Origin of the sequence: Pseudomonas sp. (genome assembly GCF_035512415.1) — a bacterium.
GTDB lineage: Bacteria > Pseudomonadota > Gammaproteobacteria > Pseudomonadales > Pseudomonadaceae > Aquipseudomonas.
The window spans coordinates 45,270-70,557 of record NZ_DATKDZ010000020.1; the positions used below are offsets into that span (position 1 = coordinate 45,270).

Below are 25,288 nucleotides of genomic sequence, written 5' to 3' on the forward strand. Positions count from 1 at the left end.
AGCATGAGCAAGAGTAAACAGCCGCTCAGCCAGCGTCTGTAGGTCAGCGGCGCTGGCGAAAACGGAGAAGGGCGAGGGTGCAACGAGTGGACGAGGTGAATCATCGTGCGAGTAGACGGTATCCCTTGCATCCCCGCTCTTCGGCAGCTCAAGGCACCGAGCCCTTGTTCTGGGCTTGCTGGCGGTAGTGGCTTGGCGTCATACCGACACGCTCACGAAACGCCGTAGTGAAGTTGCAGGCGCTACGAAATCCGACCTGATCGGCAATGTCCTGAATATCCATGGCACTCTCGGCGAGCAGCTCCTGCCCCCGGCGCAGCCTGGCTTCACGGATATAAGCAAAAACCGTAGAACCCAGGTGCTCACGAAAGATGCTCGACAGGCGCTTTTCATGGGTACCCACGTTGCGGGCAATCTCCGCTAACGACGGCATCTGCTCAAGATGCTGGGCAATCAAGCGCATGGCCGCGCGCAGCATCACCTCGTCGCCACTAGCCGGTTCGCTGTCCTCTGGGCTTTGCGCGGCTACGGTTTCTCGCCACGCCAACTGCAAGTGAATGCGGATGCGCGCCAGAATCTCGTGGGGATTACACTCCTTCAGCACATAATCGACGCTACCCAACGACAACCCCTCGAGTCGTTCGTCGACAGCTCCGGCGGATGTCAGAAAGATCACCGGAACGCGACAAGTCGCCGGCGCTTCGCGCAACAGGCGACACAGGGTAAAACCATCCATACCGGGCATGCGCACATCGAGCAGGATCAGGTCGGGTTTGAGCGCCAATGCACGCTGGTAGCCTTGGCGGGCGTCGCTGGCCATGGACAAGCGCCAGGCTTGTCGGCCCAACAGGGCCACCAGCCCCCGCAGCTCCTCGGGGGAGTCGTCGATGACGAGAATGTGCGGTGCACTATTAAAGTTGTTCTGCATGACTACGCCCATCCATGACATGGGTTCGGCAGACGACCAGTGATAGGTCGATACACCTTCCTTGCGAGCAAAAGCGTTATCCGCCACAACAAAAGGCTGAGTAACAAGAGGCCGATAAGATAACGCAAAGCCCTATAGATAAACATGATGCAACGTCCCATTTACGACCACGCGTCGTCCCAAAAGCCACAGCGCCAAGCCACCTTGCAAGCGGCTAACTTGACCGACCTGTACTGGCTGGTTCGCGTGGTCGAGGCGGGGAGTTTTTCGGCAGCAGCCCAGCGTACCGGAATGGCGAAATCCAACCTGAGCAGGCGGATCATTCAACTTGAAAAACGCCTGGATGTGCAGCTGCTGATTCGTAAGCCGCGAGCCTTGCATCTCACCCCCATCGGCTCACGCATATACCGTCACGCCCTCGACATGCTCGGTGCCGCAGAAGCAGTCGAGCGGGCAGTAAGAAATGCCAATGGCGTCCCGAGCGGCCCCGTACATCTAAGCGCCCCTACGGTGCTATCGGAATGGCTGTACCACTGCCTTCGCTCATTCAAAACCCGCTACCCCACTATCGAGTTTTGCTTGACTGCCGCTGATGGTGAAGTCGACCTCGCGACCAATGGCTTGGATCTCGCCCTGAGCCTATGCAGCGTGCCGAGCGACAGCACTGAATTAGTCGCAAGAGCGCTTGCCCGCCTTGAGATGGTAATCGTAGGCAGTTCAGAGACCCTCAACAGACTGGGACAACCTCAGCTACTGGACGATGTCGACGACCTGAATCTTCTGACCCTCGCCTCCGTCGATCAGCTGTTGCCCTGGATGCTCGCCAACAAGAAGAGGGAGCTGCATAAAGCGGCGCTATGTGCCCGAGACTGGCAATCGCTGCTCAACGGCGCACGAGCAGGCCTCGGGCTGGCCTGCGTCCCCTTGCACAGCTGCATAAGCGACCTACGTGCTGGGCATTTGCACCGAGCTTGTCCGGAAGAGCATCCGCAGGCACGCGTGCTGTATATGCTGACTAACCCTTATCGCAGTATCACACCCACCACCCGGGCATTGGTTGAGCATCTTCGCGATGAGCTCCTCATTCGGCCGCTTGCTGGAATATCCGCGGTGATGGATGACAACAGCTGATTTGGCTCGATAGATAAGCGCTACGCCGGCAGCCGACCTGCCGCCACATCTGCCGAAAAGAACCCTGTAGCAGCGGCCCGATAACGGGGGTAGCCCGGACAAGCGCAGCGCAGTCCGGGGACGTAAGCTGCTTGAACAGGTGCTCGCGACAGGCCGTTGCGCAGCCTTGGCTTTTGTATGTTTCCCGGATTGCGCCAAGGCTTATCCAGACTACGAATAAGGCCTGGCGCATTGCCCTGGAGTCGCTGCCCAGGTCGCGAGCGGATCTATTCCCGCGGCAGCCCCTCTTCATTCTTACGGCAGGATCAAGCCGCCACTGGCCTTGTGCAGCCCGCGCAGGTGCGCGCCGAGCTGCGCAAGGTTGTTTTCGCTGGCTTCCAGTTCGGCCAGGCGCTGGGGCTCCAGTAGGCTGCGCACCTCCTGATCGAGGTCGTCGCTAAGCCGGCGCAAGTGCTGTTGACGGCTGCGGCTTTCGGCCTCCAGGCGCTGCCATTCGCTGCTTTGCGGCAGGCCATAGCCGCCCTCGAGCAGCTCCGCCGGGCGACTGAGAAAGCCGCTATTGGCCAGGATCTGCTCCAGCGCGCCACCCGCCTTGTCCAGGCTCGCCTCCTGACCGGCGCGACCACTGAGGTAGCGCTGCTTGAGTTCCTCCTGGGCCAGCAGTAACTGACGGCGCAAGGCCGCCTGCTCGAGCAGCAGCAGCGCGGCGCTGGCGCGCAGGTCGGCCTTGGCAAACCAGGGCTGGCGCGCCGTGGCGGGTTGCTCCAGCCAGTCCTCCACCCGGACCTGCTCAATCGGCAGACGCTGCTGCAGCACCGCGAACATGGCCTGGTAACGCTCGCGGAAGGAGTCGAAGCGATAGCCCAGGCGCAGGGCCTCTTGCGGGTCATCCAGCACGCTGCCGTCGGCCAGGCCGCGGGCCAGCAGGCTATCGAGCAGACCATTGGGCATAATGCTGTCGAGCGCCTGCAAACGCGGATGCTGACTGCCGCTGCGCAGCAGCTTGAGGGTTTCCACCGCGCAGTTGTTGGAGATGAAGTAGTAGTCGCCGTCATAGCTCCAGTGCTGTTCGGCGGCGCGGGTCACCAGGCCTTCCAGCTGCTTACGGGTCAGCTGCAGCGGTATCGAGGCCAGGCTGCGCAGCTCGATCTTGGTGTATTCCTCGACCACCTGCTCCAGCGGCAGCACGAACAACCGCGAGGGGTAGGCACCGGTCAGGCCATCCCAGCTGGACAGTTGCACGTCACCGACAAAGGCGCGGTAGGACAACACCAGATGCTGGTCCAGGTCCAACCGGCAATCTTCGCCGAGGGGCCGGCCGGGCGCGCAGATCACCAGACGCAGCATGCTATGGCCCCAGCGGCTGGCCCAGGCATCGTTGGCCTCGGCCAGCAGGTAGTCGACGGCGTAGACCCGCGCCGGCTCCAGCTTGCCCAGGGGCTGACGGGCAAAATCGCGGCCGGCATTCAGGTAGGCATAGCCTTTATCGCACTGCGCCTGATCGGGCGGCGTCCAGGCGAAGTGCCTCGCCAGATAGCGCGCCAGGGAAGGGCGGCGGCAGACATAGTCGGGGTCGAGGAGGAAGTACTCCATATTCACCGCGACAAACTCCCGCGGGTTGCTCAGTTCGTAGCTGTCGGGGCTGCGCGCCAGCTGGCCATTATTCGCTTCACGCTGGCCACGGCTGCCAACCCGCTGCGGCCAGCCGGCCAGATCGAGCAGCTGAGGGTCGTCGCTAAGACTAAAGCGCCGCGCGGTCTGGCCGCGACAACTCTCGGGCAAGCCCACCGGGCCGTGGCTATTGAGGCGCTGACGACAATGCTGCAGCAGGCTTTTCTGCGCAGGCGACCAGAGTTGGGCGCGGTCGTAGAGGTGGGTCAGCTCATGCAGCACCGTGGCCAGCAGCTCGCGGCGCACGCTGCCGTGGGGGCGAGCGGTGCGCGCAGTGGCGGCGCTGCCATCGGTGAGGGCCGGCAGCAGCAGAGCATTGAGTTCGATACCACTAAAGCGCCCGGCACGACCATAAACCTCAGGCGGCAGTTCGCGCCAACGCAGCTTTATCGGTCGATCCAGTTGCTGCTTGAAGCGTGGCGGCAGGGCCTGCATGGCCTCGTCGAGCAGCACCTGAGTGGCCCGGCGCTCGGCCGGACTCAGGTCGCTGGCGGTAAGTACCAGGCGTAGTTCGGCCTGGCTGCCGACGCTGACCAATAACGCCAGCATCAACAGCCAGGCACGCGGCAAACTCACAACGCCAGGATGGCTTCGGCCAGTACCAGATCGGAGGCACCCTGAGCTTCGGGCACACTGCTACGGATGGCACCGAGGGCGGCCTCCAGCTGCACACCACGGATGGCACCCTGGCTGGCGACAAAGCTGGCAGCATCGTCACGGGCAGCCAGGACGATTTTCGAATCGCGAATCGAGGTGGTGGTATCCGAGGTGAAGTTGAAGGAGCGGGCTACCGCGTTGATAACGACGTTGCTACTGGCAACCAGGGTTTGCGCCTGGACACTGCCGGCGAACAGGGCAACAACGGCTACAGCACTAAGCAGGGAACGATGCATGGCAATCTCCTAGAAAAAGCAAAACAGCAGGTAGGACGTTGTTTGGACGGCAACTGAATGGACTCAGTTCCAGCATCCTGAAAAATTAAGGCCACTTGCCAGCACGGCGCACGGGCTCAACAGGGAAAAAGAGAGAACTCCCTCGGAGGGCTTTAACGTCACGGCTACAAGCACCCGACTCAGAGGCTGAGGATGGCCTGAGCCAACTGCAGATCGTCCGCTTGCAACTGTGGCGCTTGCTGGCGGATATGCTGCAGCGCCGCCTCCAATTGCACGCCGCGAATGCTGCCCTGGCTGGCGACGAAACTGGCAGCATCGTCACGCGCAGCGAGCACGACCTTGCTATCGCGCAGCGAGGAGGAAATATCGGAAGTGGCTTCCGCTGAAGCAGCCAGCCCCGAAACCAGGGAGTCGGTGGTTACTACAAAACTGCTGGCCGACGCGGCGCCGGCCAGGGTCAGCAGCGCGCCAAGACTGATAATGCGTACGAAAGTCATGCTAGAGCTCCTAAAAAATCACCGACAGGCGGTCGGACTCCAGTGTAGACCTTGTCCAACTCCCTTGGTTGCGCTAATTCACCTAACGCCAGAACGGCCTGGCCAACTCCTGCTGGCGCTGCGCCTCGCTGATCCCTGCATCGGCCAACTGCCGCGCATCCAGGCGCGCCAATTGGCGGCGCGTGCGCATGTTGCGCTGCCAGTGCAAGAGGGTGGCGTAAAGCCTTAACCAGAGTGAGTGAGCAGGCCGGCGCTGTGCTGAGGGTTGGCGTTTGAGTAGGCGCTCCATGGTGCTTTCCTTGTCTTAAACCCGGAATGGCAACCTATGGTGCGCGGCTACAGGAGCAAGCGGCAGACACAGCATTGGGAAATTGTCAGGGTGCAGTCGACTACTTAGGCAAACTGTACCGGTCTCCCGCCTGCAGACTGTTACAGATCAGCAATTGACGGGAGCAATGCTGACGTCGCGCGGCGACCGCCCGAAGGGTGTTCGTCAAGGATGGTTGGGCATAAAAAGAAAGCCCCAACGCGCAAGGGCGATGGAGCTTTCAAAAGTCCCAAAAAATGGGAGGAGCATGAAATCGGTGTCTGGCGACAATCAACGCCAGAAGGGCTTGCTCAGCTCGGCATGGCGCTGCGCTTCGCTGATACCGGCATCGGCCAGCAGGCGGGCATCCAGGCGGGCAAGCTGGCGGCGGCTAACAACGCGGCGCTGCCATAACATCAGGGTGCTGAACATACGCAGCGGCAGGGCGCTTACGTTATTGGCTTGGCTGTGATCGAAAAACAGGTCGGAACTGAGTGTACGTTCCATGGTGGTCATCCTTCCGCTTGTGGCGGTTCTGGGGGGCTGCTGTAACTTGATGCCTATATTCCTCCAGCCGCACAACACTCAATAGTCACAGCTGAACTAAATTGCAGAGCTAATAGATAGGTTGCTTTGTAACTGTTACGCAAATTCCAACAGCAACTGTACCTGCCATTAGCGAATCAGCACGAGCAATCAAAAAATTCAGGATATATCACTGAAATATAATCGATCTGCAGCTGAACCATACCGATACAGTTTCAAATTGATTAGCCGAATGCGCTGACCTGTTGTTCAGCTTTTACTCGCCTGATCCGCCAGAACTGCCGAGTTCGCACTGTGGTGACTCGCAGATTCGCCAATGAAAGGCCAAAGCACCCCCAGTAAGCGCTCCAGGCACTCTTCCACCTGCAATTCAGAGGTATCAAGACTCAAGCAGGGCTCCTCGGGGGCTTCATAGGGGGCCGAAATGCCAGTGAACTCGCTGATCAACCCGGCCCTGGCCTTCTGATAAAGCCCCTTAGGGTCGCGCTGCTCGCAGCTCTTGAGGGTTGTACTGATATGGATCTCACGAAAGCCGTCAGCACCGATCAGCGTGCGTGCCATGCGTCGATCCTCGCAATAGGGTGAGATAAACGAGGTGATGACGATCAGTCCGGCAGCATTCATCAACTTGGCAACCTCGGCGATGCGCCGTATGTTCTCTGCACGAGCCTCAGGGGAAAAACCCAAGTCAGCGTTCAGGCCGTGGCGCACATTGTCACCATCAAGCACAAAGCAGGCATGCCCGAGCTCGATCAGGCGCTTTTCCAGGGCAAATGCCAGCGTCGATTTACCCGCGCCACTCAGGCCGGTCATCCACAGGGTGACCGGGCGCTGCCGGAGTAATTGCACCCGGGCTTCCGGAGTCACGCCGGCAGTCTGCCAGACCAGGTTTGTCGCTTCAGGGAGGCGGGACATTTAGGTGATCCTTTGTGCCAGTTCTTTAAATTTTGCCGAGCAGGATAGCGGCTACCAAGCCCAGATTACCCAACAACGTCTGGCGATATACCCCAGACCTCAAAACTCCACGGCATCGCAACAGAAGAGACTTTTTCCGCGCCATCGCGAACGTCAGCAGCACTTCGCGGTGCTGGTCGGTCAACAAATGCTGGCAACACCGCAGCGACTCAATGTTGATGTCGTTCCACTGTTTGAAATGGCCTGCGAACATCCGGCGCAGCCGGTAAAGGCGATCGCTCAGGCTGGAATTGGCACCGATCAAATTACCCCCGTGCTGGCGGTAGTCAATTGATGGCGTCTTATCGTAGTAAACCTGCCCGCCAGCCCCACTGACCAGCATGTATGTCCACCAGTCATGAGAAACAATCGGTAGCTGACCTGCATCAATCAACAGGCCGCGGGCGGCATGGTTAAACAGCATGGTGTTGCCACCGGCCAGGCTCTGTACCAGGGAGTTGATAAAGGTCGGGGGGCGATCGAATAAGGGTGACTGTCCCAAATACTGGCCTCGCTCATCAACCAAGCGCGTGCGGCCGCAGTACAGTGCCGGCAATCCAGCCGGCACACCTGCCAGCCACTCCAGGCCCCGTTCTAATCTGTCGGGATGCCAGAGATCATCTTGGTCACAATATGCATAGGCGTCTGCAGTGATCGTCCCGTCCAGTACCAAAGACAAGAAGTTGGCATAAAACCCCAGACAGGGGCCTGGCTGGATCGTCAGGCGCTCGTGGCCAAGCCGGCGTTGATACTCAAGCAGAATATCCAGCGTGCCGTCGCACGAACCATCGTCGGACACGGCAAGCTGCCAGTGTGGGTATGACTGATTGATGATTGAGTCGAGTTGCTGTGCCAAATAGCGGGCACCATTGTGCGTGGACAGCAGAATCGCAACCGTCGGAGACTCTTTCCGGGCAGCAGCAGAACGTTCACGACAATCTTCATACTGGCTCATTGAGCGGACACCTCAACAGCGCGCCGAACTGCTGCAGCCTCGACAACCGGCACCGGCTGATTATCTTGCGGGGCGCTCAAGCAGCCCACGCGCAGCAATGCTTCCGGGGGCAAGGAACGCACAACCTGCCACCCCGCAGGCCATAAATCCGGTTTGCAATGGCTTGTCGACTCTTCGGGCCGGGCGGCAAAGTAGATGCGGTAGCCTTCGCTACTCGCCCAGGCATCCCAGTTATAGATTCGACCTATAAGAGCCGCTTGCTCAGCCGAAGGTCGACCCAGCAACTGCAGGAGATTGTGCATCGGTAGATATCGTTCGATTGGCAATGCCAATGTTCGCAGCAGCTGCTCCGCGTCCGCGACATAGTCGCTAATGCCCTGGTTAATCGACTCAACGAGCAAGCCGATGTCGTAATCGATGCCGCGCTCACAATCCTCGACAAAGAATAAGTGCCCCTCGGCATCCTGGCGGTACCCGATAGTCGTGCCATAGGGCGCAGAGAAAAACAGCTCGGCTACAGCTCGATTGTCGTACAACAGCGCACGGTTTCTGTCGTCCAGCCTGAGCGTCTCGCTCATGGCTTTCAGGCGCAGACCGGTTTTCTGCGAGAGGCTCGCGGCCGGTTCTGAAAGGCCCAGATAGTAGCCCTGCACATCGAGTTCAAACATCCCCTCCAAGGCACGCTCAAAAGCTTTCTGCGTGGTACCACTCCAACCAACATCGACAAAGGCCACCCGCATGCCATCGGTGAGCCCCAACTCCAGCAGGTGATGATATAGACCGCGCCGCGTCTCCCTGGCTACTTGGAGAATTTTATGGCGCATGGCGACCAGGAACTGCCCGACTGACTTACGGGTGCACGGAGTAATGCGTGTAGTCGCGCTTAAACCCAGGGGATTCAGCACGCTAGCGTCAGGCAGTTCAACGCCGATACGGGTAAAAAGATCCTCCAGCGTGATGTTGTCGGCACCGGAAAGGAAAAAGGTTACCGACTCAAGGAAATTCTGCTCGGAGAGCGCGGCCATAGTGAACGCAACTCTCGACCCGCGCATGTACCGAGCCTCCACGGCTCCAACCGAATGCTGCTGATGAAGCTGATGCAAGAGGAAGCCGTCGCGGGAAATAAAGAGCAGACGATCAATGCCTTCATCGCGAACTTCATTCTGAATCCAGTCAAGAAACCCATGCAGCAACGGGCCACCATACTGCCACCCCAGGCGGTACCAGGGGTTTTTGGAGTCTTGGTAGCAGGCATAACGGGCAAGACCGGCACAGAGGTAGGCGCTTGTAGCAACAGCCGGCAAGGCGTCGAAGAGCACCTGCGCAGCATAGGCTGGAGGACGGTAGTGCAGGGTGTGCAGTCCTTTTTCCTTGGCGCGTTGTACATCGCCAAGCGGGTTATCACCGATATGCAGGATCTGCTCGCCAGCGAGTCCGAGCCGTTGCTTTAGCAGGTCGAATAATTCGCCCTTATCTCGCTTGGTGCAATCGCATGCGCTGGAGACCAGAAGATGATCGACGCTTAGTTCGAGGCGCTCAGCCAATTGCTCGAAGAATGTCTGCGGCAGGTACATATCCGAGGTCAGCACCACGACCTTGCCTTGATTCCGAGCTTCGTCAAACATCGCGACGACTTCGGGGTTAAGCCGTATCACTGCATGCTCAAGCTTCTGCTCCAGCTCAGCTAATACGGCGGAGTCATGCTGCGCGTGGCTCAAGTTGTCATAAATATCAGCCAGCGTCAGCTCTTTGCGCCCCTCCCGAGCCATCTGTTTAAAGCCATGCGCTTGGGCAATTTTACGCTGCTCGGCAAAGCCTCGATCAGCCAACTGATGCCCCATCAGATCAAACAGATTTTCCGGCTCATGCAGAACACGGACAAGCAGGGTGTCGAATACATCAAATGAAACAGCCCGGACAGCGGGCAGTATCCTGTCAAACTCTTCCAGCAATAGCTGATAGCGTTCCATAGCACCTGATTCTCTTGTCAGTAGTTCAACACCAGAAAGTCGACGCTGTTCTGGTGAAGATTATTGTTGTAATAGGGGTCACGCATGAAATAGCCAGGATGCTTATGAAACAGCTTGCGACGTTCGCGGCCAAGCCGCTTGAGCTTGCCGGCATCCTCGTGGTCAATCCCACGGGAAACTGACTCGTGATGCACTAGCGTTACAGCAGAACACACCACATTGTGCCAACCAGCCCGATGCAGCCCCAGGCACAGGTCGACATCGTTATAGGCAATGGGCAGCGCTTCATCAAAACCACCGATAGACTCGAACTTATGGCGAGCCACCATCAGGCAGGCACCGGTTACCGCCAGCCAGTTCCAATCGAGAATATTGCGCCCGAAGTACAACGGCATATCATTGCGCGCGTTGTAGAAGGCATGGCCAGGGCCATCGGCAAGGTTCAATACGCCGCAATGCTGAATCCGCTCGGAACCGGGGAAAAGCAGCTTGGCCCCCACTGCGCCGACATGCTCAAGCTGTGCAAAACCGAGCAATCGCTCCAGCCAATCGCCCTCTAGGACCTGCGTATCATCATTGAGGAAGAGCAGAAACTCGCCCGTCGCATAACGACTCGCCAAGTTGTTAATGGCTGAATAGTTGAATGGGTGAGGATAGTGCTGCAGTTGTATCTGCGGAAGCAGGTCCAGGCTGTGGTAATACGCCAGAGCGTCCTCGTCGACGCTCTGGTTATCCATAAGAATGATTTCGTAGTTTCCGTAGCGAGTCTTCTCCAGAATGGACTCTATGCATTGCCGCACGATCGAGTAGTTGTCACGGGTTGGAATAATGATCGACACCAGCGGGGTGCCTACGGGCCGGTAGTTGATGCGAAACTGTCCAGGCATTTGGACCACGGACTCAACGCAACCAGAAAGCATTCGGCGCTGCAGTGCGTCTTCCTTGACGCGGCGAACTGCATCACTGGCGTAGGGTTTGGCATCTATGCTTGAGGCGATTGATGAGGGCAGTATGCGCCAGTGATAAAGCACCTTGGGAATATGCACGACGCGTGGTGTCTGCTCGGTAATTCGCAAGATAAGGTCATAATCCTGAGCCCCCTCATAACCAAGGCGCAACCCGCCAACCGCCTCGACCAGACGTGACCGAATGCAACACAGGTGACAGGTATACATGATGCTCATCAGCGCATCGGGCGACCATCCCGGCTTGAAAAAGGGGTCACTGAAGTTCCCCGTCGCATCAATCTTGTCCTCATCGCTATAAATGAGGTCGGGATCATGCTCATTAATGACCTTTACAACTTCGTACAATGCGTCGAGTGTCAGCTCGTCGTCATGGTCAAGAAAGGCGACATACTCGCCCTGGGCCATGCTTAGGGCAATATTGCTGGCATGGGATATACCGCCGTTCTGCTCAAGGAATCTGACCTTGATCCGCGGGTCATCAAGCCCTCGCATAAAGCGTCGGGTCTCTTCATTGGGCCCGGCATCTTCAACCAGAATTAGCTCCCAATTGGAGTACCACTGCTGCTCTACGGACTGGATAAGTTTTTCCAGATAACGTGGGGCAACGCCGTATACCGGCGTGATAATTGAAATCAAGGGATGGCGAGCAAATCCGGATAATGCCTGCTCGATGCTGATCGTACGCCGCGGTGGCAAGTAGCAGTATTGGCTAGCGGAGGACTGCTCCAGCGCATAACGACCAGCGGATGGCGACTCCGCACCGGCCTCATAAAGCAGCCCATATAACCCCTGGATACCCTCGGCGCGACTCACCTGCTGCTGCCGTTGCCAGTTCTCATAGTGAATCGAATTCCGGAACAGAAACCCCAAGCGGCTAAACACCCAATTAAGCAGAGGTGCGCGGAACCTTTGCGGCAAGCGAAAGTAGAGCGCGCGAGCGATGGACCTGAGCGAGCGCCGAGACCAGCCGACCAGGCGCTTGGCGAAGCTGCCGGCTGCGCGCAACGGCCGGGTCAGGTGCCAGGATGTCGAGCTGCGTATTTCTGCCATGCTGGCGTGAGTACTCAACAGATCTTGTTGCAGGCTTGCAACCTGATGCTCCAGATGCTTTTTCTGCTGTGCGGACAGCTGTGCTTGCTCCGCATGCTGAGCGGCCTGGCGCTGCATAGCCTCCTCTTGCTGAGTGGCCTGCCGTTGCAACTGCTCCTCTTGCTCCTGGAATTGCTGCGCATGCATTGCATGTTGTTGCGCCAGCTCATTAGCGTGATGGCTAACGGCTTGCTGCAACTGCTGCTCCAGCAGACTGATCTGCCTTTGCTGGTCCGCAACGTTATGCGCCTGCATAGCCAACAAGGTGCGCAGTGGCGCATAGCTCTGCAACTGCAGCATCAGATTATTCAATGCCTCACTGGTATTGCTATCGTTCAAGTCCTGCTCATCAGTTGCCAGTTGCTCGAGCAACTCGAACAACAACCGGATTTCGGCGAGCAGGCCAGGAGCAGCGTGCATGTCCTCCACGGAGAAATGTGAATGGCGCAATTGTTCATCAAGGAAACTCTCGGAATACTCAACCAAATCTGCTTCTGAAGGTTGTTCGAGCCCACCCAGACGGGCTATGCGCAGCAACTGCTCACGGGGGCTGGCCAGCAATCGGTCATAACTGATCACCAGGCGCTTATAGCCCTGGGTTTCCAGCAAGCTGGGTAAACAGTGCTCAAGCCACAGCTGGTGACTTTTCTCGGCAGGAAAACCATCGCGCTTTTCAAGCGACAAGGCCACGCTGATCGGATTGCGGCTGGCAATAAGAAAAACCGGCGTCACACCCAATCGTTGGAACACCAGTTTCCAGAATGGCAGCAGTCGCGCCATTCGCGGGTCTTTGAAGGCAAAAAGACGATAACGCTCGACTTGCTGGGCCAGGTAATCGGTGGCTCTTTGCCCATAGGGGCTTGCCAGCAGCGCAGCCCAATCACACCGGCCGAGATCGCCAAGACTGTGCCAACTCTGTCCGCATTGCTCCAGCAAGGCGTCGTTGATGGCGACAATCTCCAGATCCTCCCAGAAGCCTTTGCTGTTATTACCTTCAAAGGCAGGCATCAGATTGCCACCCAGCTCCACGCCTAGAGCCTGCAAGCCTCGGGTCAAGGCACTGGTGCCACTGCGGTGCATACCCAGCACAACCAGGACTTTACTGGCAGATACACTCATGCTCACCTCGAACGTGGGCTATTGGGGGTATTCCCCCTCTTGTTATTGATTGAGCGCAGCCTGACTAGGTCGAAGGCTTGGCTTTACTGCATCTCTGGCCATCTGGTTGGCCTGCTTTACGGCTTGGCGTACGACCTCCAGATAAGCGTTAATAACCTCATCGGATGGGCCGCAAAGAAGGCTTTTACCCTCATGAATCCACAGCACCCGGTCACACAGCTCACGAATGGCTTCCATGCTATGGGAAACCAGCACGACCGTTTTGTTTGAGCCGATCTTCTGCTTCATGGCTTCATGCGACTTGATTTTGAAGCTCTGGTCACCGACCCCGAGCACCTCATCGATCAGCAGAATATCCGGGTCGGCGTGGATGGCGACCGCAAAGCCCAAGCGTGCGCGCATACCCGTGGAGTAGGTACCGACCGGGCGCTCGAAAAAGTCGCCAAGCTCGCTGAACTCGTGAATCTTGTCTAATAACGATCTGATCTGCTTGAGCCGCAGACCCAGCAGCAAGCCACCAATCACAACGTTCTCGCGCCCCGACAATTCGGGCTTGAAGCCGACATTCAGGGCCAGCAGGCTGGCCGTCTTGTGGGGATGACGCCATAAATGGCCACGATCAGGATCGGTGATCCCGGCAATCAGCCGTAGCAAGGTGCTTTTGCCCGCACCATTGGCACCGATAACCCCAAGCGTTTCGCCTGCTCGCAGGGTGAAACTTACGTCATCCAAAGCCCAGAAATTGTTGAACCTGAGCACACCCGCACGCTGCCGATAGGAGAGGCCGACATTGCGCGCCTCGAAAACGACCTGGCCACTCATACTTGCACCTTCAGAGCATCAATTTCGGGTAACGACGTTCGTTACGTCGCAGGACCAGAGCAGCGACCAGTAGCACCGGCAGCGCCAATAACAGCACATAACAGAGGTCGGACCAATCAGGCCATTGGTTGCTCAGTAAAACGGCACGATAGGCACCGATCACCAGCACCATCGGATTAAGCTCAAAGACAAAGCGCATCGACTCCGGCACGCTGTCGGCACTGAAGAAAATGCCCGACATAAACATCATGAGCATCAGCAGGTTATCCACCACCAGCTTCAGGTCTTGAGCGAAGGGGATCAACGCCGCCAGCAACAAGCCGAACGCAGTGATCAGCAGCAATTGGCTGAGAATGATCGGCAGCAAGCCAAACCAGTGCAGCGAAGGCCTCTTGCCAATCACCAGCAAGAAGCCTAGAAGCAGCAGCAGCACGATCAGAAACTTGAAGGTGTTGCTGAAAATCTGAATCAGGCCGAATAGAAACTTGGGAACATAGATTTGCTGCACCAGGCCGGCGTTCATCGGAATCGATACACTGGCCTGGCGCACCGAGCCATCGAACCACTTCCAGGCGATCATCCCACTGAGCAGAAATGGCACATAATCGTCACCGCCCTGGCGCAGGGCCATGCCGAACACCACATAGAAGACCGCCATGTACATGACCGGCTCAATGATCCACCAGAGAAAGCCAAGAAAGCGCCTGGCAATCTCCGTACGCAGGTCGCTATAAACCCCGTACCACAGAACTTCCCGGTAATTCATCTAGATGCTGGCCTGATTGAAATAGGGCGCTCATTTAAACACAATGCGGTATTTTTTCAGCAAGATACCCGCAAGTCTTGCCCACACCCTTTCCGACAAATGGCCCTGCCGCTGACAACAAGAGGCTTTACATGCGGTTTATTCAGACCCTGCTTTCGCGCGTTCAATCGTCCAAGCCTATGCCCGCCCAACCGGCCGCCCCCGTCATGGTTGTGGGCATGCATCGGAGCGGCACCAGCTTTTTGACCGGGTCGCTGCAGCAAGCCGGGCTCGAGCTAGGCAAACATAGCGCGTGGAACCCGCACAACCTTAAAGGCAATCGGGAAAACCTGGAAATCGTCGCATTCCATGACGCCCTGCTGGCCGCTCGCGGCTACGCCTGGGACAACCCGCCCGCCGAGCCCCTCAAGTGGACAGCGCAGGAGCGGCATCAGGCTAAACAGCTGATTGCCGATTACCAGGGCGTGCCACGCTGGGGGTTCAAGGATCCGCGCTCCCTGCTGGTCGTGGACGGCTGGCTGGAATTGATCCCCGACCTCAAGTTTGTCGGCATATTCCGCCACCCCACAGCTGTCGCCCAGTCTCTCGCAGCCCGCGGCGGCATGCCTCTGGAGCAGGCACTCAAGCTGTGGAAGGCCTACAACGAGCAGCTGCTGAAGCTACAGCGGGAATTCGCCTTCCCATTGCTGTGTTTCGACGAGGATGAGGCCACGCTGCATGACAAATTGAATGTGATCTTGCAGCAGATGGCACTTGAACCTCTGACTGAGGAGCGCTTCTTCAGCGCCGACCTCAAGCACCATCAGCAGCAGCCGCTACCCCTGCCGCGAGAGCATGAAGCGCTCTATCAAGAACTTCGCGACTGCGCCCGCTGATCAGGAGAGACCTTGATGTCGCTATTCCGCCCCAGGCCCAAACTGTCGATCGTGGTGATCGTCTACAAGATGCCCGACCAGGCCGAGAAAACCCTGCTCTCGCTGAGCCCCGCATACCAGCAGGGCGTCCGCGAGAAGGACTACGAAGTCATCGTGGTGGAAAACCATTCGGATCGACTGCTCGGCGCTGCTCGCGCGTGTCAGCACGCATCCAATGTGCGCTATTACCATCGCCAGGAAAGCCAGCGCAGCCCGGTTAACGCGATCAACTTCGGCGCAGCGCAAGCCAGGGGGCGCTATGTCGCCATCATGATCGATGGTGCGCGGATGCTTACGCCTGGCGTCGTACGCCTGACGCTTTCCGCCTTTCAGGCCGACCCACAGGCCGCCGTATCGGCTCCGGGCTACCACATCGGCCACAAGCTGCAACAAGTAGCCGTCAATGAGGGGTATGACGAACAGGCCGAGGCTGAGCTTCTGAAAAGCATCGCCTGGCCTCAGGATGGCTACAGCCTGTTTGATATCGCAGTCCTAAGTGGCTCCTGTCAGGGGGGCTTTTTCCAGTCCAACTACGAGAGCAACTTTATCGCCATGTCTACCCAGAAGTGGAAAGCGCTGGGCGGTGTCGATACTCGCTACAACGACTTTGGCGGCGGCAACGCCAACCTCGACCTCTACAAGCGACTGCTCGAATCCCCAGGCACGGCCTTCTATATGCTGTTCGGCGAAGGTTCGTTTCACCAGTTCCACGGGGGGGTTACGACCGGCACGCGCAAGGCCGAACGCGACCTGATCTACAAACAGCTGGATGACCAGGATCGCGCCTTGCGAGGCGACGACCGAGCGCCGCCGAATGTTAGGCCGATCCTCTTCGGTACGCCGCATCCGAGCGTCTATCGCTTTATCCGCCACTCCCTGGACAAGGTTCAACCGCAATGAGCCAACCCCTGCTGTCAATTATCGTCATCGCTTACGACATGCCACGCCAGGCGCTCAATACCCTGATTAGCCTCAGCCCCGCCTACCAGCAGGGTGTGGGTACCGACGACTATGAAGTGATCCTGGTGGAGAACCGCTCAAAGCGGAACATGGACGCCGAGGCCATCGCCCGCCTGCCGGGAAACTTCCGCTACTTTCTTCGCGATGAGCCCGGGGTCTCACCCGCAGCAGCCATCAACTTCGCCTTCAGCCAGGCCCAGGGCCGCTATATCGGCCTGATGATCGATGGCGCGCGGATGGTGACCCCGGGGGTCGTGCACTATGCATTGATGGCCTGGCGTATGGCGGACGATGCCATGGTTGTAGTGCCGGGTTACCACCTCGGAGAGAACGAGCAGCAATTCCACCTGACCCACGGCTACTGCGAGGAACAGGAGCAGCGCCTGCTCGACGAAATCGACTGGCAGAACAACGGCTATGCCCTGTTCGACATCTCCTGCCTGAGCGGGGCGAACCCCAATGGGATCTTCCATCCCTTTATGGAGTGCAATTGCCTGTTCCTGAGTGCCGATGTCTTTCGCGAGATCGGTCAGGCCGATGAGCGTTTCGACCTGCCGGGCGGCGGCGCACTGAATCTCTGCATCTACCGCAAGGCCGCCATGCATCCGCGCACCCGCGCGTTCATGCTGGCCGGCGAAGGTTCCTTCCATCAACTGCATGGCGGCGTAACGACCTCTGAAGTCGAGACTCGAGACGCTATTTTGCGTAGCCAAAGTGAGCAGTTGACCGCATTACTTGGGCAGCCATATCGCTCACCCACTGTTGAGCCTGTGCTGCTTGGCAGGGTTCCTCCCCAAGCTTTTCGCTATTTAAAACATTCGGTAGAGCGTGGAATACATCGAGCGCAGCGTTGTGCCGCACGAAACGAGAATATGTATGCGGATCAGTGGTTAAAGCAAAACGGCAACGTGAGTTAACCGCCACTTTGACGATGATACCTACTGAGCCTTTAGGCTACACAGCGCCATGAACACAAATGGGTTACCACCCTATATCGCGGGCATACTATGAGCGTAGATCTTGATTTCTTTGACAATGCCCCTTTGGTACATATCGGCTACCCGAAGAGCCTCTCAAAGTGGCTGCAAAAGAATCTATTTATTCCAGAGATGGGTTTTATTAAATGCCTGAACCCTGAACTGGTTCACGAGTTACTGGTGTCTAAGAAACCCTTTCAGTTTGATTGCCAGGCCATTCAGGGAAAGGTTAACTTCGCCATAGCACGCGCAAATAAAATATTACCGCCACCACAAGCCATACAATTAGTGCCTGTGGTGACCTCAGAGGCGTTGGTAGGCAATATGTTTTGCGGTGGATTTGATGCGGAGCTGCTTGCGCAGCGGCTGGTGCATTCGTTTCCTCAAGCAAAAATCTTAATCGTGGTGCGTGAACAGAGACAAATGATTCGCTCACTGTTCAGTACGGCTGTAGCGTGGGGTATACCTCACAAAATCGAGGACTTTCTCTCGCCACGCGATGAAAATATTGCTCCGCAATTCAGCTGTGAGTATCTTTTTTACGATGCCTTAGTCTCTTACTACCAAGAAATCTTCTCTAAGGACAGAGTGGTTGTCGTTCCATATGAATTATTTAAGAGCGACCCTGCGGCTTTTGTCGGAAAAATCATGCAACTGTATCCAACCACTTACAACTCAGTAAATTTTTCGAATTTACCATTTAATGCAGTGGTAAACCAAGGGCAGACGGCGATCGAAACCAATGCCCAGCGATTTCTCAACAGTTGTTTTCTGCGCACGCCTTTTAATTACAGCGGCTGGTTTAATGATCGTGATAGCTGGAGGTTGGTGCGCAATACATGGAGGGCACCCCTGAGCAAAACCAACTACTTAGTCAGCTGTCTCGAAACAAGATTAGCTAAAAAAATTGAGCGCCTGACCATGGGGCGCTTCTCGGACTCTAACAAGCGTTTGTCTCAATTAACAGGTATGGATTTTAGCGCCTTTGGATATCAAACATGAGGCACGCGGCATACCGTGGACTTTCTATGCTAATGAGTCTGTGCGTTGTTACTACTTTTCTTAGGTAATACCATGTTCGCGCATGAGAGTGAACTGGACTCCAAAGAACGACTCGGGCCATTTGACGGCCTCTATGGTGCAGCTATTTTGTTGGTATTGGCCTACCACGTGTGGGGGAACATTAGTGGCCTTTCACAATTACCAAATGATTTATTCATTTTTTCTTTTCTCTATACGAGTAACACCGGAGTCACTTTATTTTTCTTACTGAGCGGTTTTTTAGTTAGCTGTCTATTTTCTTGGGCTGCGCGCTTCAAACAGCTACCATTACCAAGTAATTATTTCCCTCAGCGAGCACTAGGCATACCGCTTCCGTATTCCACGACTTTTTTAGTCGGCATTCTTCTCACTTTTCTATCGATTAACTCGACTCGAAATTTAGAATTTAAAAACGCGTCCCTATCAGTACTGCTAGTACTGCTTGCACTGGTATTGATTCCTGCGGCTCAGGTGGGGGCAAAAGCTTATATTTGGCATACCCCATGGTATGTTCTGCCAGAAGCCTTGCTCTGGGGAGCGATCATGTGGATCATGCTGGTGCGTGTGTCCCCACGCTTTAGCCTTCTGGATAATCGAATGACCTGCTTCTTTCTCTAAAAAACAAACCACCTCACTCACGAATTATGCAGGAGATAAAAATATGAGTACCGTATACATGCCGCCCTCGATTCGCCACTTCGAACCCTTGCATATGGTGTTCAGCACCTGGGTCGATCACCTACCCTTTGGCTATGACTTGGTCGCAGCCCTACGCCCGAAGATGTTGGTGGAGCTAGGCACTCACAAAGGCCTGTCGTATTTCACCTTCTGCCAGTCGATGAAGGAAAACGAAATTGATGGCCTGTGCTATGCAATCGACACCTTCGAGGGCGACGAACACACCGATAAATATGACGAGTCGGTGTTTAACGCAGTGAATAACCATAACCGCCAGCACTACCATGGTTTTTCCTATCTGATGCGTATGTACTTCCAGGATGCCCTGCGGCATTTCAACGAAGAGAGCATCGATCTGCTGCATATCGACGGTTTTCACACTTACGAGGCGGTGAGCGAGGACTTCGCCAACTGGTACCCTAAGATAAAACCGGGCGGCATTATTCTGTTCCACGATGTGCAGGCGCGCCTGCAGGATTTCGGGGCCTGGAAGTTCTGGGACGAAATTCGCGGCCAGCACGAAACCTTTACCTTCAACCATGGTTTTGGCCTTGGCGTGTTGCGTAAACCGGGTGGTGATCGCAGCAATGATCCAGAACTACTAAAACTGCTGTTCGAAGAGCAAACGGAGGACTCCTGCGCACGCATTCGCGCATTCTATGTACATGCCAGCAAGCATTTGGAAAACACAAGAAAAGTCAAACGACTGCAAAAAGACAAAGCCTCCAATGGTGCCTCCTAAGCCCAGCCTAGAGTCATATTGATTCGGATGAATTTGTGACTATTTTTATGGAACGCAAATAAATGCTGCGCAAGTGGATGTGCCGTGGGCTGATTGCATTACCAATCATTAGCCTCGCCTTAAATGCCCTGTTCTGGCTGAAGCATGGCGTCGATATCCCATACTGGGACGACTGGCGTAAGTATGATCAAGGAATGATGGGGAGTTTCGACTTACATTATCTCTTCGCACCAGAAAATGAGACGCTGTATCCAGTGGGTAAATTTCTCGACTCGCTGGCATTTCATGCATTAGGTGGCAATAGCATCGCCTACCAATTTCTGTCCTTGGTACTGGTGCTTGGTGGTCTGCTGCTACTGCAGTGGCACCTGCTTGTCCGCGCCACCAATCAGCCCTGGATCCTGGCTTGTTCTTTCAGTCTGACCCTCTTTATGCTGCAACCGGACAGCTATTGGGGGCGGGTTGACATGGCCTATCACCAGGCAGTTCCTTTGCTCTGTGTGCTGGGGGTGCTGGCCGTGCTGCTTTCTGAGCGCTGGCGCAATATTTGGGCGATTCCGACTCTTTGCTTGCTCGGCTTGGTGGCTGGATTTGTTTATATCAGCGGGGCCTTCGCCATTCTGGTGCTAGGTGCCCTGCTGCTTACTCTCCATTTTTTTCTCACCGATACACTCAAGAAACGCTTGTTGCTCACAGGGAGCCTTCTGCTCGGTATTGGTCTACTCGCGGCCACGGCCCAGCTGCTGGCCATGCTGCAATTAAGCGAACAAAAAGGGCATGGCCTCACGGCAGCGACGTATCCCTGGATGGCTGACTTCTGGCTTTATATGCTCGGCAAAGTGTCGCGGTCATTGCTGTTACCACTGGAGCACCCAGCACTTTCCTTGGCCCTAACCCTAAGCTTGGTGGCTGGGGGGGTAACTATCGCAGCGTTTTTCGGATTTCGCCTAACCCGACGGCAAGTAATGATGGTCGATGCACCAGCCGTGGTTGTATTCCTAAGCTTGCTCGCTGTGGTTTTCGTTTATTTAGGAATAATTGCCTATGGTCGGGCAATGACCTTGCGCCCACCTCAGTACGATGGTGCTCTGGGGGTGTTCAGCTGGGGTTATTACCGGTTTCATTTCTTCTGGGTTAATTTGCTCTGGCCCTGGCTCGCACTAATGTTACTGGTGGCCTTGTCGCGCCGCCGCCAAAATTCCACGCTGCTGCAGGTCGGTGCTTTGGGTGCATTCCTTACCATTTTGTTTCTAGCGATCAAATTTACCAATGTTGCCTCACATGATGCGTTCTACTCACAGGCCATAGCACCTAAGCTGCGTAGCCTGGAGTGTTTGCGTACCAATCTGCAGGTGGATGGTGACTATATTTGCCCCGAAGTCTACGGCTTTGCTCTGCAGAGCATCCGTCAAGCCATGACCAATGCACGAGGTGCCGAGGCATCATTTGTTAGGGATATCAACTATCAACCTATTCCTCTCGGAAGGCAGGTGCCGTTACCGCTGTACAGCCTGTCCCTCAACACGCCGCCTGGGGAATGGAGCAATGCACAGGCCAAAATCACAGCGGACGGACGAATCAAAATCGAGGCCGGCGTGGATGCAGGGGTTCTGTTCGAGACAGGCGCGGCCGATGCCCTAGCGCGTTGCCGAATACTGGAGGTCAATGCACTACTAACAACGTCGGTGCCTGATTTTGCCCAACTATTCTACCTGCCTGGTGAGCAGTCGCTCTTCAGCGAGACGCACTCGCAGAGGGTTCCCCTGCGCAGTGCCGGCAAGCAAGCCATTAATTTTCGTGTCGTCAGCGATAAAGGATTCCGCGACTCATTGCGTTTTGACCCGGTGCTGGCCGCGCAGACTATGTTCATTGACAAGTTTGAAGTGTATTGCCGAGCATTCACGCCCAGCGCACTTATGGAAAAGGGCAATTCCAATGAATGAAGGGAAAGTTATTCCCCTGTTTTCAGCAGCCAAGGCTAATGCTGGGCTGGATTTGCTGACACCTATGGCCCGCGTAGTGGATCGACACTGGTATGTGCTGGGTGAGGAAGTGCTGGGCTTCGAGACTGAGTTCGCCGCTTACGTTGGGGTCGCTCATTGCGTATCGGTAGCGAGTGGCAGTGATGCACTAGAACTGGCCTTGCGCACCCTGGGCATTGGTTATGGGCAACGCGTGGTGACGGTGGCCAATGCCGGCTTCTATGGCAGTACGGCCATTCATGCGATAGGGGCGATACCCGTTTATGTCGACATCGACCCAGAATCATTAACTCTTTGCCCGCAGGCATTGGCGAAAGCCTTGGACAGCCGTCCGGACGCACTGATCGTCACTCATTTGTATGGTCAACTGGCCGGGATTGAGCCCTTGTTAGCCATGGCTCGTACGGCGGGAATACCGCTGATCGAGGATTGTTCCCAAGCGCATGGAGCTCGGCGCGATGGACGACAAGCCGGAAGCTTCGGCGATCTTGCCTGCTTTAGTTTTTACCCGACCAAGAACCTCGGCGCATTGGGTGATGGTGGCGCAGTGTTGACCGATAACCCGCTCCTGGCTGAACGCCTACGTCAGCTACGCCAGTATGGCTGGGACCGGAAATATCGAGTCAGCGTGCGCGGTGGTCGCAACAGTCGCATGGATGAACTACAGGCAGCGGTTTTACGCACCAAACTACCCCACCTGAATAGCTGGAACGAACAACGGCGTATAATTGCCACGCGCTACAACACGGCCTTTAAAGGGCTGGAGCTGCAGCTACCAACCATTGCGGATGACCACGTTGTACACCTCTATGTACTACGCCTGGCTGATCGCGAGCGGTTTGCCGCGGCACTGCGAGCACGAGGGGTTGTCACGGACATTCATTACCCGATTGCCGACCATCATCAGCCGGCCTACCCACAGGCTCATACGCTGACCCTGCCACATACCGAAGCAGCCTGTAACGAAGTCGTTTCCCTGCCATGTTTCCCTGGTATGAATGATGGGGAGATACAACAGGTTGTCGAGGCGGTACGGGCTTACTTCATTACAAGGGAAGCGCAATGCTGAGCCTAGTCATCCCGGTGTATCGCAACGAAGGGTCACTTCCCGAGTTGCTGCTGGCTCTGCGCCATCTGAATGAGACACTTGTTAGCCGACTGGAAGTGGTTTTCGTCGTGGATGGCAGTCCGGATCGATGCTACGAGCTTTTACGTGAAGCCCTGCCGCAGCAATGTTTTCGATCTCAGCTAATTCTGTTATCTCGCAACTTCGGCTCCTTTATGGCGATTCGTACCGGCCTGCAGTTCGGTCAGGGCGAGCGCTTTGCGGTAATGGCTGCTGATTTGCAAGAGCCGCCGGAGCTGGTGCGGGAGATGAACCGTGTTCTCAGCGAGCAGGAGATCGACGTCGTAGTGGGAGTACGCTCCCGACGTCAGGACCCGCTCCTTTCACGTCTGGCATCACGCGTATTCTGGGGGTTATACCGCCGCTATGTGGTGCCTGAGATTCCATCGGGCGGGGTGGACATGTTCGCCTGCAACAAAGCGTTCCGCGATACCTTACTCAGCCTCGACGAGCGACATAGCTCGCTGATCGCGCAGATCTTCTGGCTCGGCTTCCGCCGCGCCAGCGTAAGTTACGAGCGCCAGGAGCGGCAATATGGCAAGTCTGCCTGGACGTTGCGCAAGAAAGTCAACTACCTGATGGACAGCGTGTTCTCCTTTACTGACCTGCCAATTCGGTTGCTGATTCGTACGGGCGCGCTCGGTGCCATAGTGGCCTGCATGCTTGGGACGCTGGTGCTGGTCGCCCGACTGTTCGGCGAGATTGATGTACCCGGCTACGCAATGACCATGTTGACCATTACCTTCCTCGGTTGCCTAAACCTGCTGGGATTGGGCATCGTCGGCTCCTATGCCTGGCGCACCTACGAGAATACCAAGCAACGGCCCCTCGCTATCCCTATGCGGGTAGAGCGCTACGAGGTGATGCATGAGTGAGCACCCAGGTTATTTCGTACATGCTCAGGCCTTGTGCGAGTCAAATCATATTGGCCAGGGCACACGGGTGTGGGCATTCGCCCACATTCTGCCGGGAGCGCGCCTGGGCCGTGAGTGCAATGTATGTGATCACGTATTCATCGAGAACGTTGTCAGCGTTGGTGATCGTGTCACTCTCAAATGCGGGGTTCAGCTATGGGATGGCATCACGCTAGAGGACGATGTGTTCGTTGGCCCCAACGTCACGTTCACCAATGATCGCTTCCCGCGCAGCAAGCTATACCCCGAACAGTTTGCCCGCACCTTGATCCGTAAGGGTGCCTCCCTGGGAGCCAACGCCACCATACTGCCAGGCCTGACTATCGGCATGAACGCCATGGTTGGGGCCGGGGCGGTAGTGACTCGCTCAGTTCCGCCAAATGCCATTGTAGTGGGCAATCCGGCAAAAATAGTCGGCTATGTCGATGCACGTCCGAGTGATCCAAGGATCGAGCCGGCAGCCCACCCAGTAGAGGTTGGCTTCAGCCACACCGCCGTCAAGGGCGTAACCTTGCATCGGCTTACCGAAGTATCGGATATACGCGGCAGCCTGTCAGCAGGAGAGTTCGAACGCGAGATTCCGTTCACCGTGCGCCGTTATTTTATGGTCTACGACGTTCCGACCGAAGAAACTCGCGGAGAACATGCTCACATAAAATGCCACCAATTTTTGGTGGCGGTGAAGGGCGTAGTGCACGTGGTGGCCGATGACGGTTTAAATCGTGCGGAGTTTGTCTTGGACCGGCCCACTGCTGGCATCTACCTTCCACCCATGACCTGGGGCATCCAGTACCGCTACTCTTCTGATGCCATGCTGCTGGTATTTGCCTCCGATTACTACGAGCCTGCGGACTACATTCGCAATTACGACGACTTCTTGCTGCGCGCTCGCGGCCAGCAGGAGTGCTAAATAACATGCTGTTACAGCTACCACGATTTGCACGATCTAGCTTTTTTCGCTTCCTGATTTCGGGCGGATTGAATACGGTACTGACTTATGCTCTTTACCTATTACTGATCCTGTTCATCTCATATCAGTGGGCATACACGATTGTTTACCTGCTGGGGATTTGCCTGGCATTCGTACTGAATCGTGCTTATGTCTTCAAGAGCAACCGCGGCTGGTTTTCGCTAGCGTTGTTTCCCCTCATCTATGTGCTGCAGTACCTGCTGGGCATCAGCATACTCTTGGGACTAGTGGAGAGACTGGGAATCTCCCAGGCACTCGCACCGCCGCTGGTAATAGTGGTGACAATACCGGCTACCTACCTACTGTCGCGGCTTGTTTTCCTGCAGCAGACTTGAGTTTTTTGTAGATTCCCATCAAGCCGCATCTTA

24 protein-coding genes are annotated in these 25,288 nt (G+C 56.3%); 12 read left to right on the forward strand and 12 right to left on the reverse strand.

The window, feature by feature from the left end:
* Positions 1 to 148: 148 nt before the first annotated feature.
* Complete coding sequence (locus VMP31_RS10185; protein ID WP_325506690.1) at positions 149 to 928, reverse strand: response regulator; 780 nt, start codon at positions 926 to 928, stop codon at positions 149 to 151.
* Positions 929 to 1,072: 144 nt separating this feature from the next.
* On the opposite strand from VMP31_RS10185, the gene VMP31_RS10190 reads away from it, so the two are divergent.
* A complete protein-coding gene (locus VMP31_RS10190; protein ID WP_325506692.1) occupies positions 1,073 to 2,059 on the forward strand; it encodes a LysR family transcriptional regulator in 987 nt (328 codons plus the stop codon).
* 294 nt (positions 2,060 to 2,353) lie between these two features.
* Here VMP31_RS10190 and VMP31_RS10195 read toward each other — a convergent pair whose 3' ends face one another.
* The 11 genes from VMP31_RS10195 to VMP31_RS10245 all read right to left on the reverse strand — a co-directional run bounded on the left by VMP31_RS10195 (position 2,354) and on the right by VMP31_RS10245 (position 14,616).
* Positions 2,354 to 4,279: a DUF4105 domain-containing protein gene (locus tag VMP31_RS10195; protein WP_325506928.1), complete on the reverse strand. Its 1,926-nt coding sequence runs from the start codon at positions 4,277 to 4,279 to the stop codon at positions 2,354 to 2,356.
* 23 nt (positions 4,280 to 4,302) lie between these two features.
* Entirely contained in the window at positions 4,303 to 4,623 is a 321-nt protein-coding gene (locus VMP31_RS10200) for a DUF2388 domain-containing protein (RefSeq protein WP_325506694.1), read from the reverse strand.
* 179 nt (positions 4,624 to 4,802) lie between these two features.
* Entirely contained in the window at positions 4,803 to 5,120 is a 318-nt protein-coding gene (locus tag VMP31_RS10205; RefSeq protein WP_325506696.1) for a DUF2388 domain-containing protein, read from the reverse strand.
* A gap of 82 nt (positions 5,121 to 5,202) precedes the next feature.
* Positions 5,203 to 5,409, reverse strand: coding sequence for a DUF1127 domain-containing protein (locus VMP31_RS10210; protein WP_325506698.1), 207 nt, complete (start codon positions 5,407 to 5,409; stop codon positions 5,203 to 5,205).
* A gap of 309 nt (positions 5,410 to 5,718) precedes the next feature.
* The gene (locus VMP31_RS10215) at positions 5,719 to 5,934 is read right to left on the reverse strand and encodes a DUF1127 domain-containing protein (RefSeq protein WP_325506700.1); all 216 of its coding nucleotides are present in this window, start codon (positions 5,932 to 5,934) and stop codon (positions 5,719 to 5,721) included.
* Positions 5,935 to 6,222: 288 nt separating this feature from the next.
* Positions 6,223 to 6,888, reverse strand: coding sequence for an adenylyl-sulfate kinase (gene cysC / locus VMP31_RS10220; RefSeq protein WP_325506702.1), 666 nt, complete (start codon positions 6,886 to 6,888; stop codon positions 6,223 to 6,225).
* A 25-nt stretch (positions 6,889 to 6,913) separates the two neighbouring features.
* On the reverse strand, positions 6,914 to 7,882 hold the full coding sequence (locus VMP31_RS10225) for a glycosyltransferase family 2 protein (protein WP_325506704.1): 969 nt from the start codon (positions 7,880 to 7,882) through the stop codon (positions 6,914 to 6,916).
* Complete coding sequence (locus VMP31_RS10230) at positions 7,879 to 9,852, reverse strand: HAD family hydrolase (RefSeq protein ID WP_325506706.1); 1,974 nt, start codon at positions 9,850 to 9,852, stop codon at positions 7,879 to 7,881. The genes VMP31_RS10225 and VMP31_RS10230 overlap by 4 nt, the downstream gene beginning before the upstream one ends.
* A gap of 17 nt (positions 9,853 to 9,869) precedes the next feature.
* Positions 9,870 to 13,028, reverse strand: a complete 3,159-nt coding sequence (locus tag VMP31_RS10235) for a glycosyltransferase (protein ID WP_325506707.1) — start codon at positions 13,026 to 13,028, stop codon at positions 9,870 to 9,872.
* A 42-nt stretch (positions 13,029 to 13,070) separates the two neighbouring features.
* Entirely contained in the window at positions 13,071 to 13,850 is a 780-nt protein-coding gene (locus tag VMP31_RS10240; protein ID WP_325506709.1) for an ABC transporter ATP-binding protein, read from the reverse strand.
* A gap of 10 nt (positions 13,851 to 13,860) precedes the next feature.
* Positions 13,861 to 14,616, reverse strand: a complete 756-nt coding sequence (locus VMP31_RS10245) for an ABC transporter permease (RefSeq protein ID WP_325506711.1) — start codon at positions 14,614 to 14,616, stop codon at positions 13,861 to 13,863.
* A 77-nt stretch (positions 14,617 to 14,693) separates the two neighbouring features.
* On the opposite strand from VMP31_RS10245, the gene VMP31_RS10250 reads away from it, so the two are divergent.
* The 11 genes from VMP31_RS10250 to VMP31_RS10300 all read left to right on the forward strand — a co-directional run bounded on the left by VMP31_RS10250 (position 14,694) and on the right by VMP31_RS10300 (position 25,255).
* Positions 14,694 to 15,491, forward strand: coding sequence for a sulfotransferase family protein (locus VMP31_RS10250; protein ID WP_325506713.1), 798 nt, complete (start codon positions 14,694 to 14,696; stop codon positions 15,489 to 15,491).
* 15 nt (positions 15,492 to 15,506) lie between these two features.
* A complete protein-coding gene (locus VMP31_RS10255) occupies positions 15,507 to 16,430 on the forward strand; it encodes a glycosyltransferase family A protein (protein ID WP_325506715.1) in 924 nt (307 codons plus the stop codon).
* Positions 16,427 to 17,407, forward strand: coding sequence for a glycosyltransferase (locus VMP31_RS10260; RefSeq protein ID WP_325506717.1), 981 nt, complete (start codon positions 16,427 to 16,429; stop codon positions 17,405 to 17,407). Before VMP31_RS10255 ends, VMP31_RS10260 begins: the two co-directional genes overlap by 4 nt.
* Positions 17,408 to 17,497: 90 nt before the next feature.
* Positions 17,498 to 18,469 carry a sulfotransferase domain-containing protein gene (locus tag VMP31_RS10265; RefSeq protein WP_325506719.1) on the forward strand — a complete coding sequence of 324 codons (972 nt, stop codon included), beginning with the start codon at positions 17,498 to 17,500 and terminating at the stop codon, positions 18,467 to 18,469.
* A 72-nt stretch (positions 18,470 to 18,541) separates the two neighbouring features.
* On the forward strand, positions 18,542 to 19,126 hold the full coding sequence (locus VMP31_RS10270) for a hypothetical protein (protein ID WP_325506721.1): 585 nt from the start codon (positions 18,542 to 18,544) through the stop codon (positions 19,124 to 19,126).
* Positions 19,127 to 19,169: 43 nt separating this feature from the next.
* On the forward strand, positions 19,170 to 19,928 hold the full coding sequence (locus VMP31_RS10275) for a class I SAM-dependent methyltransferase (protein WP_325506723.1): 759 nt from the start codon (positions 19,170 to 19,172) through the stop codon (positions 19,926 to 19,928).
* Between the two features lie 62 nt (positions 19,929 to 19,990).
* Positions 19,991 to 21,871, forward strand: coding sequence for a hypothetical protein (locus VMP31_RS10280; RefSeq protein ID WP_325506725.1), 1,881 nt, complete (start codon positions 19,991 to 19,993; stop codon positions 21,869 to 21,871).
* Entirely contained in the window at positions 21,864 to 22,979 is a 1,116-nt protein-coding gene (locus VMP31_RS10285) for a DegT/DnrJ/EryC1/StrS family aminotransferase (RefSeq protein WP_325506727.1), read from the forward strand. The genes VMP31_RS10280 and VMP31_RS10285 overlap by 8 nt, the downstream gene beginning before the upstream one ends.
* The gene (locus VMP31_RS10290) at positions 22,973 to 23,911 is read left to right on the forward strand and encodes a glycosyltransferase family 2 protein (RefSeq protein ID WP_325506729.1); all 939 of its coding nucleotides are present in this window, start codon (positions 22,973 to 22,975) and stop codon (positions 23,909 to 23,911) included. The genes VMP31_RS10285 and VMP31_RS10290 overlap by 7 nt, the downstream gene beginning before the upstream one ends.
* Complete coding sequence (locus tag VMP31_RS10295; protein ID WP_325506731.1) at positions 23,904 to 24,860, forward strand: WxcM-like domain-containing protein; 957 nt, start codon at positions 23,904 to 23,906, stop codon at positions 24,858 to 24,860. The genes VMP31_RS10290 and VMP31_RS10295 overlap by 8 nt, the downstream gene beginning before the upstream one ends.
* Positions 24,861 to 24,865: 5 nt before the next feature.
* The gene (locus VMP31_RS10300) at positions 24,866 to 25,255 is read left to right on the forward strand and encodes a GtrA family protein (protein WP_325506733.1); all 390 of its coding nucleotides are present in this window, start codon (positions 24,866 to 24,868) and stop codon (positions 25,253 to 25,255) included.
* Positions 25,256 to 25,288 lie beyond the last annotated feature (33 nt).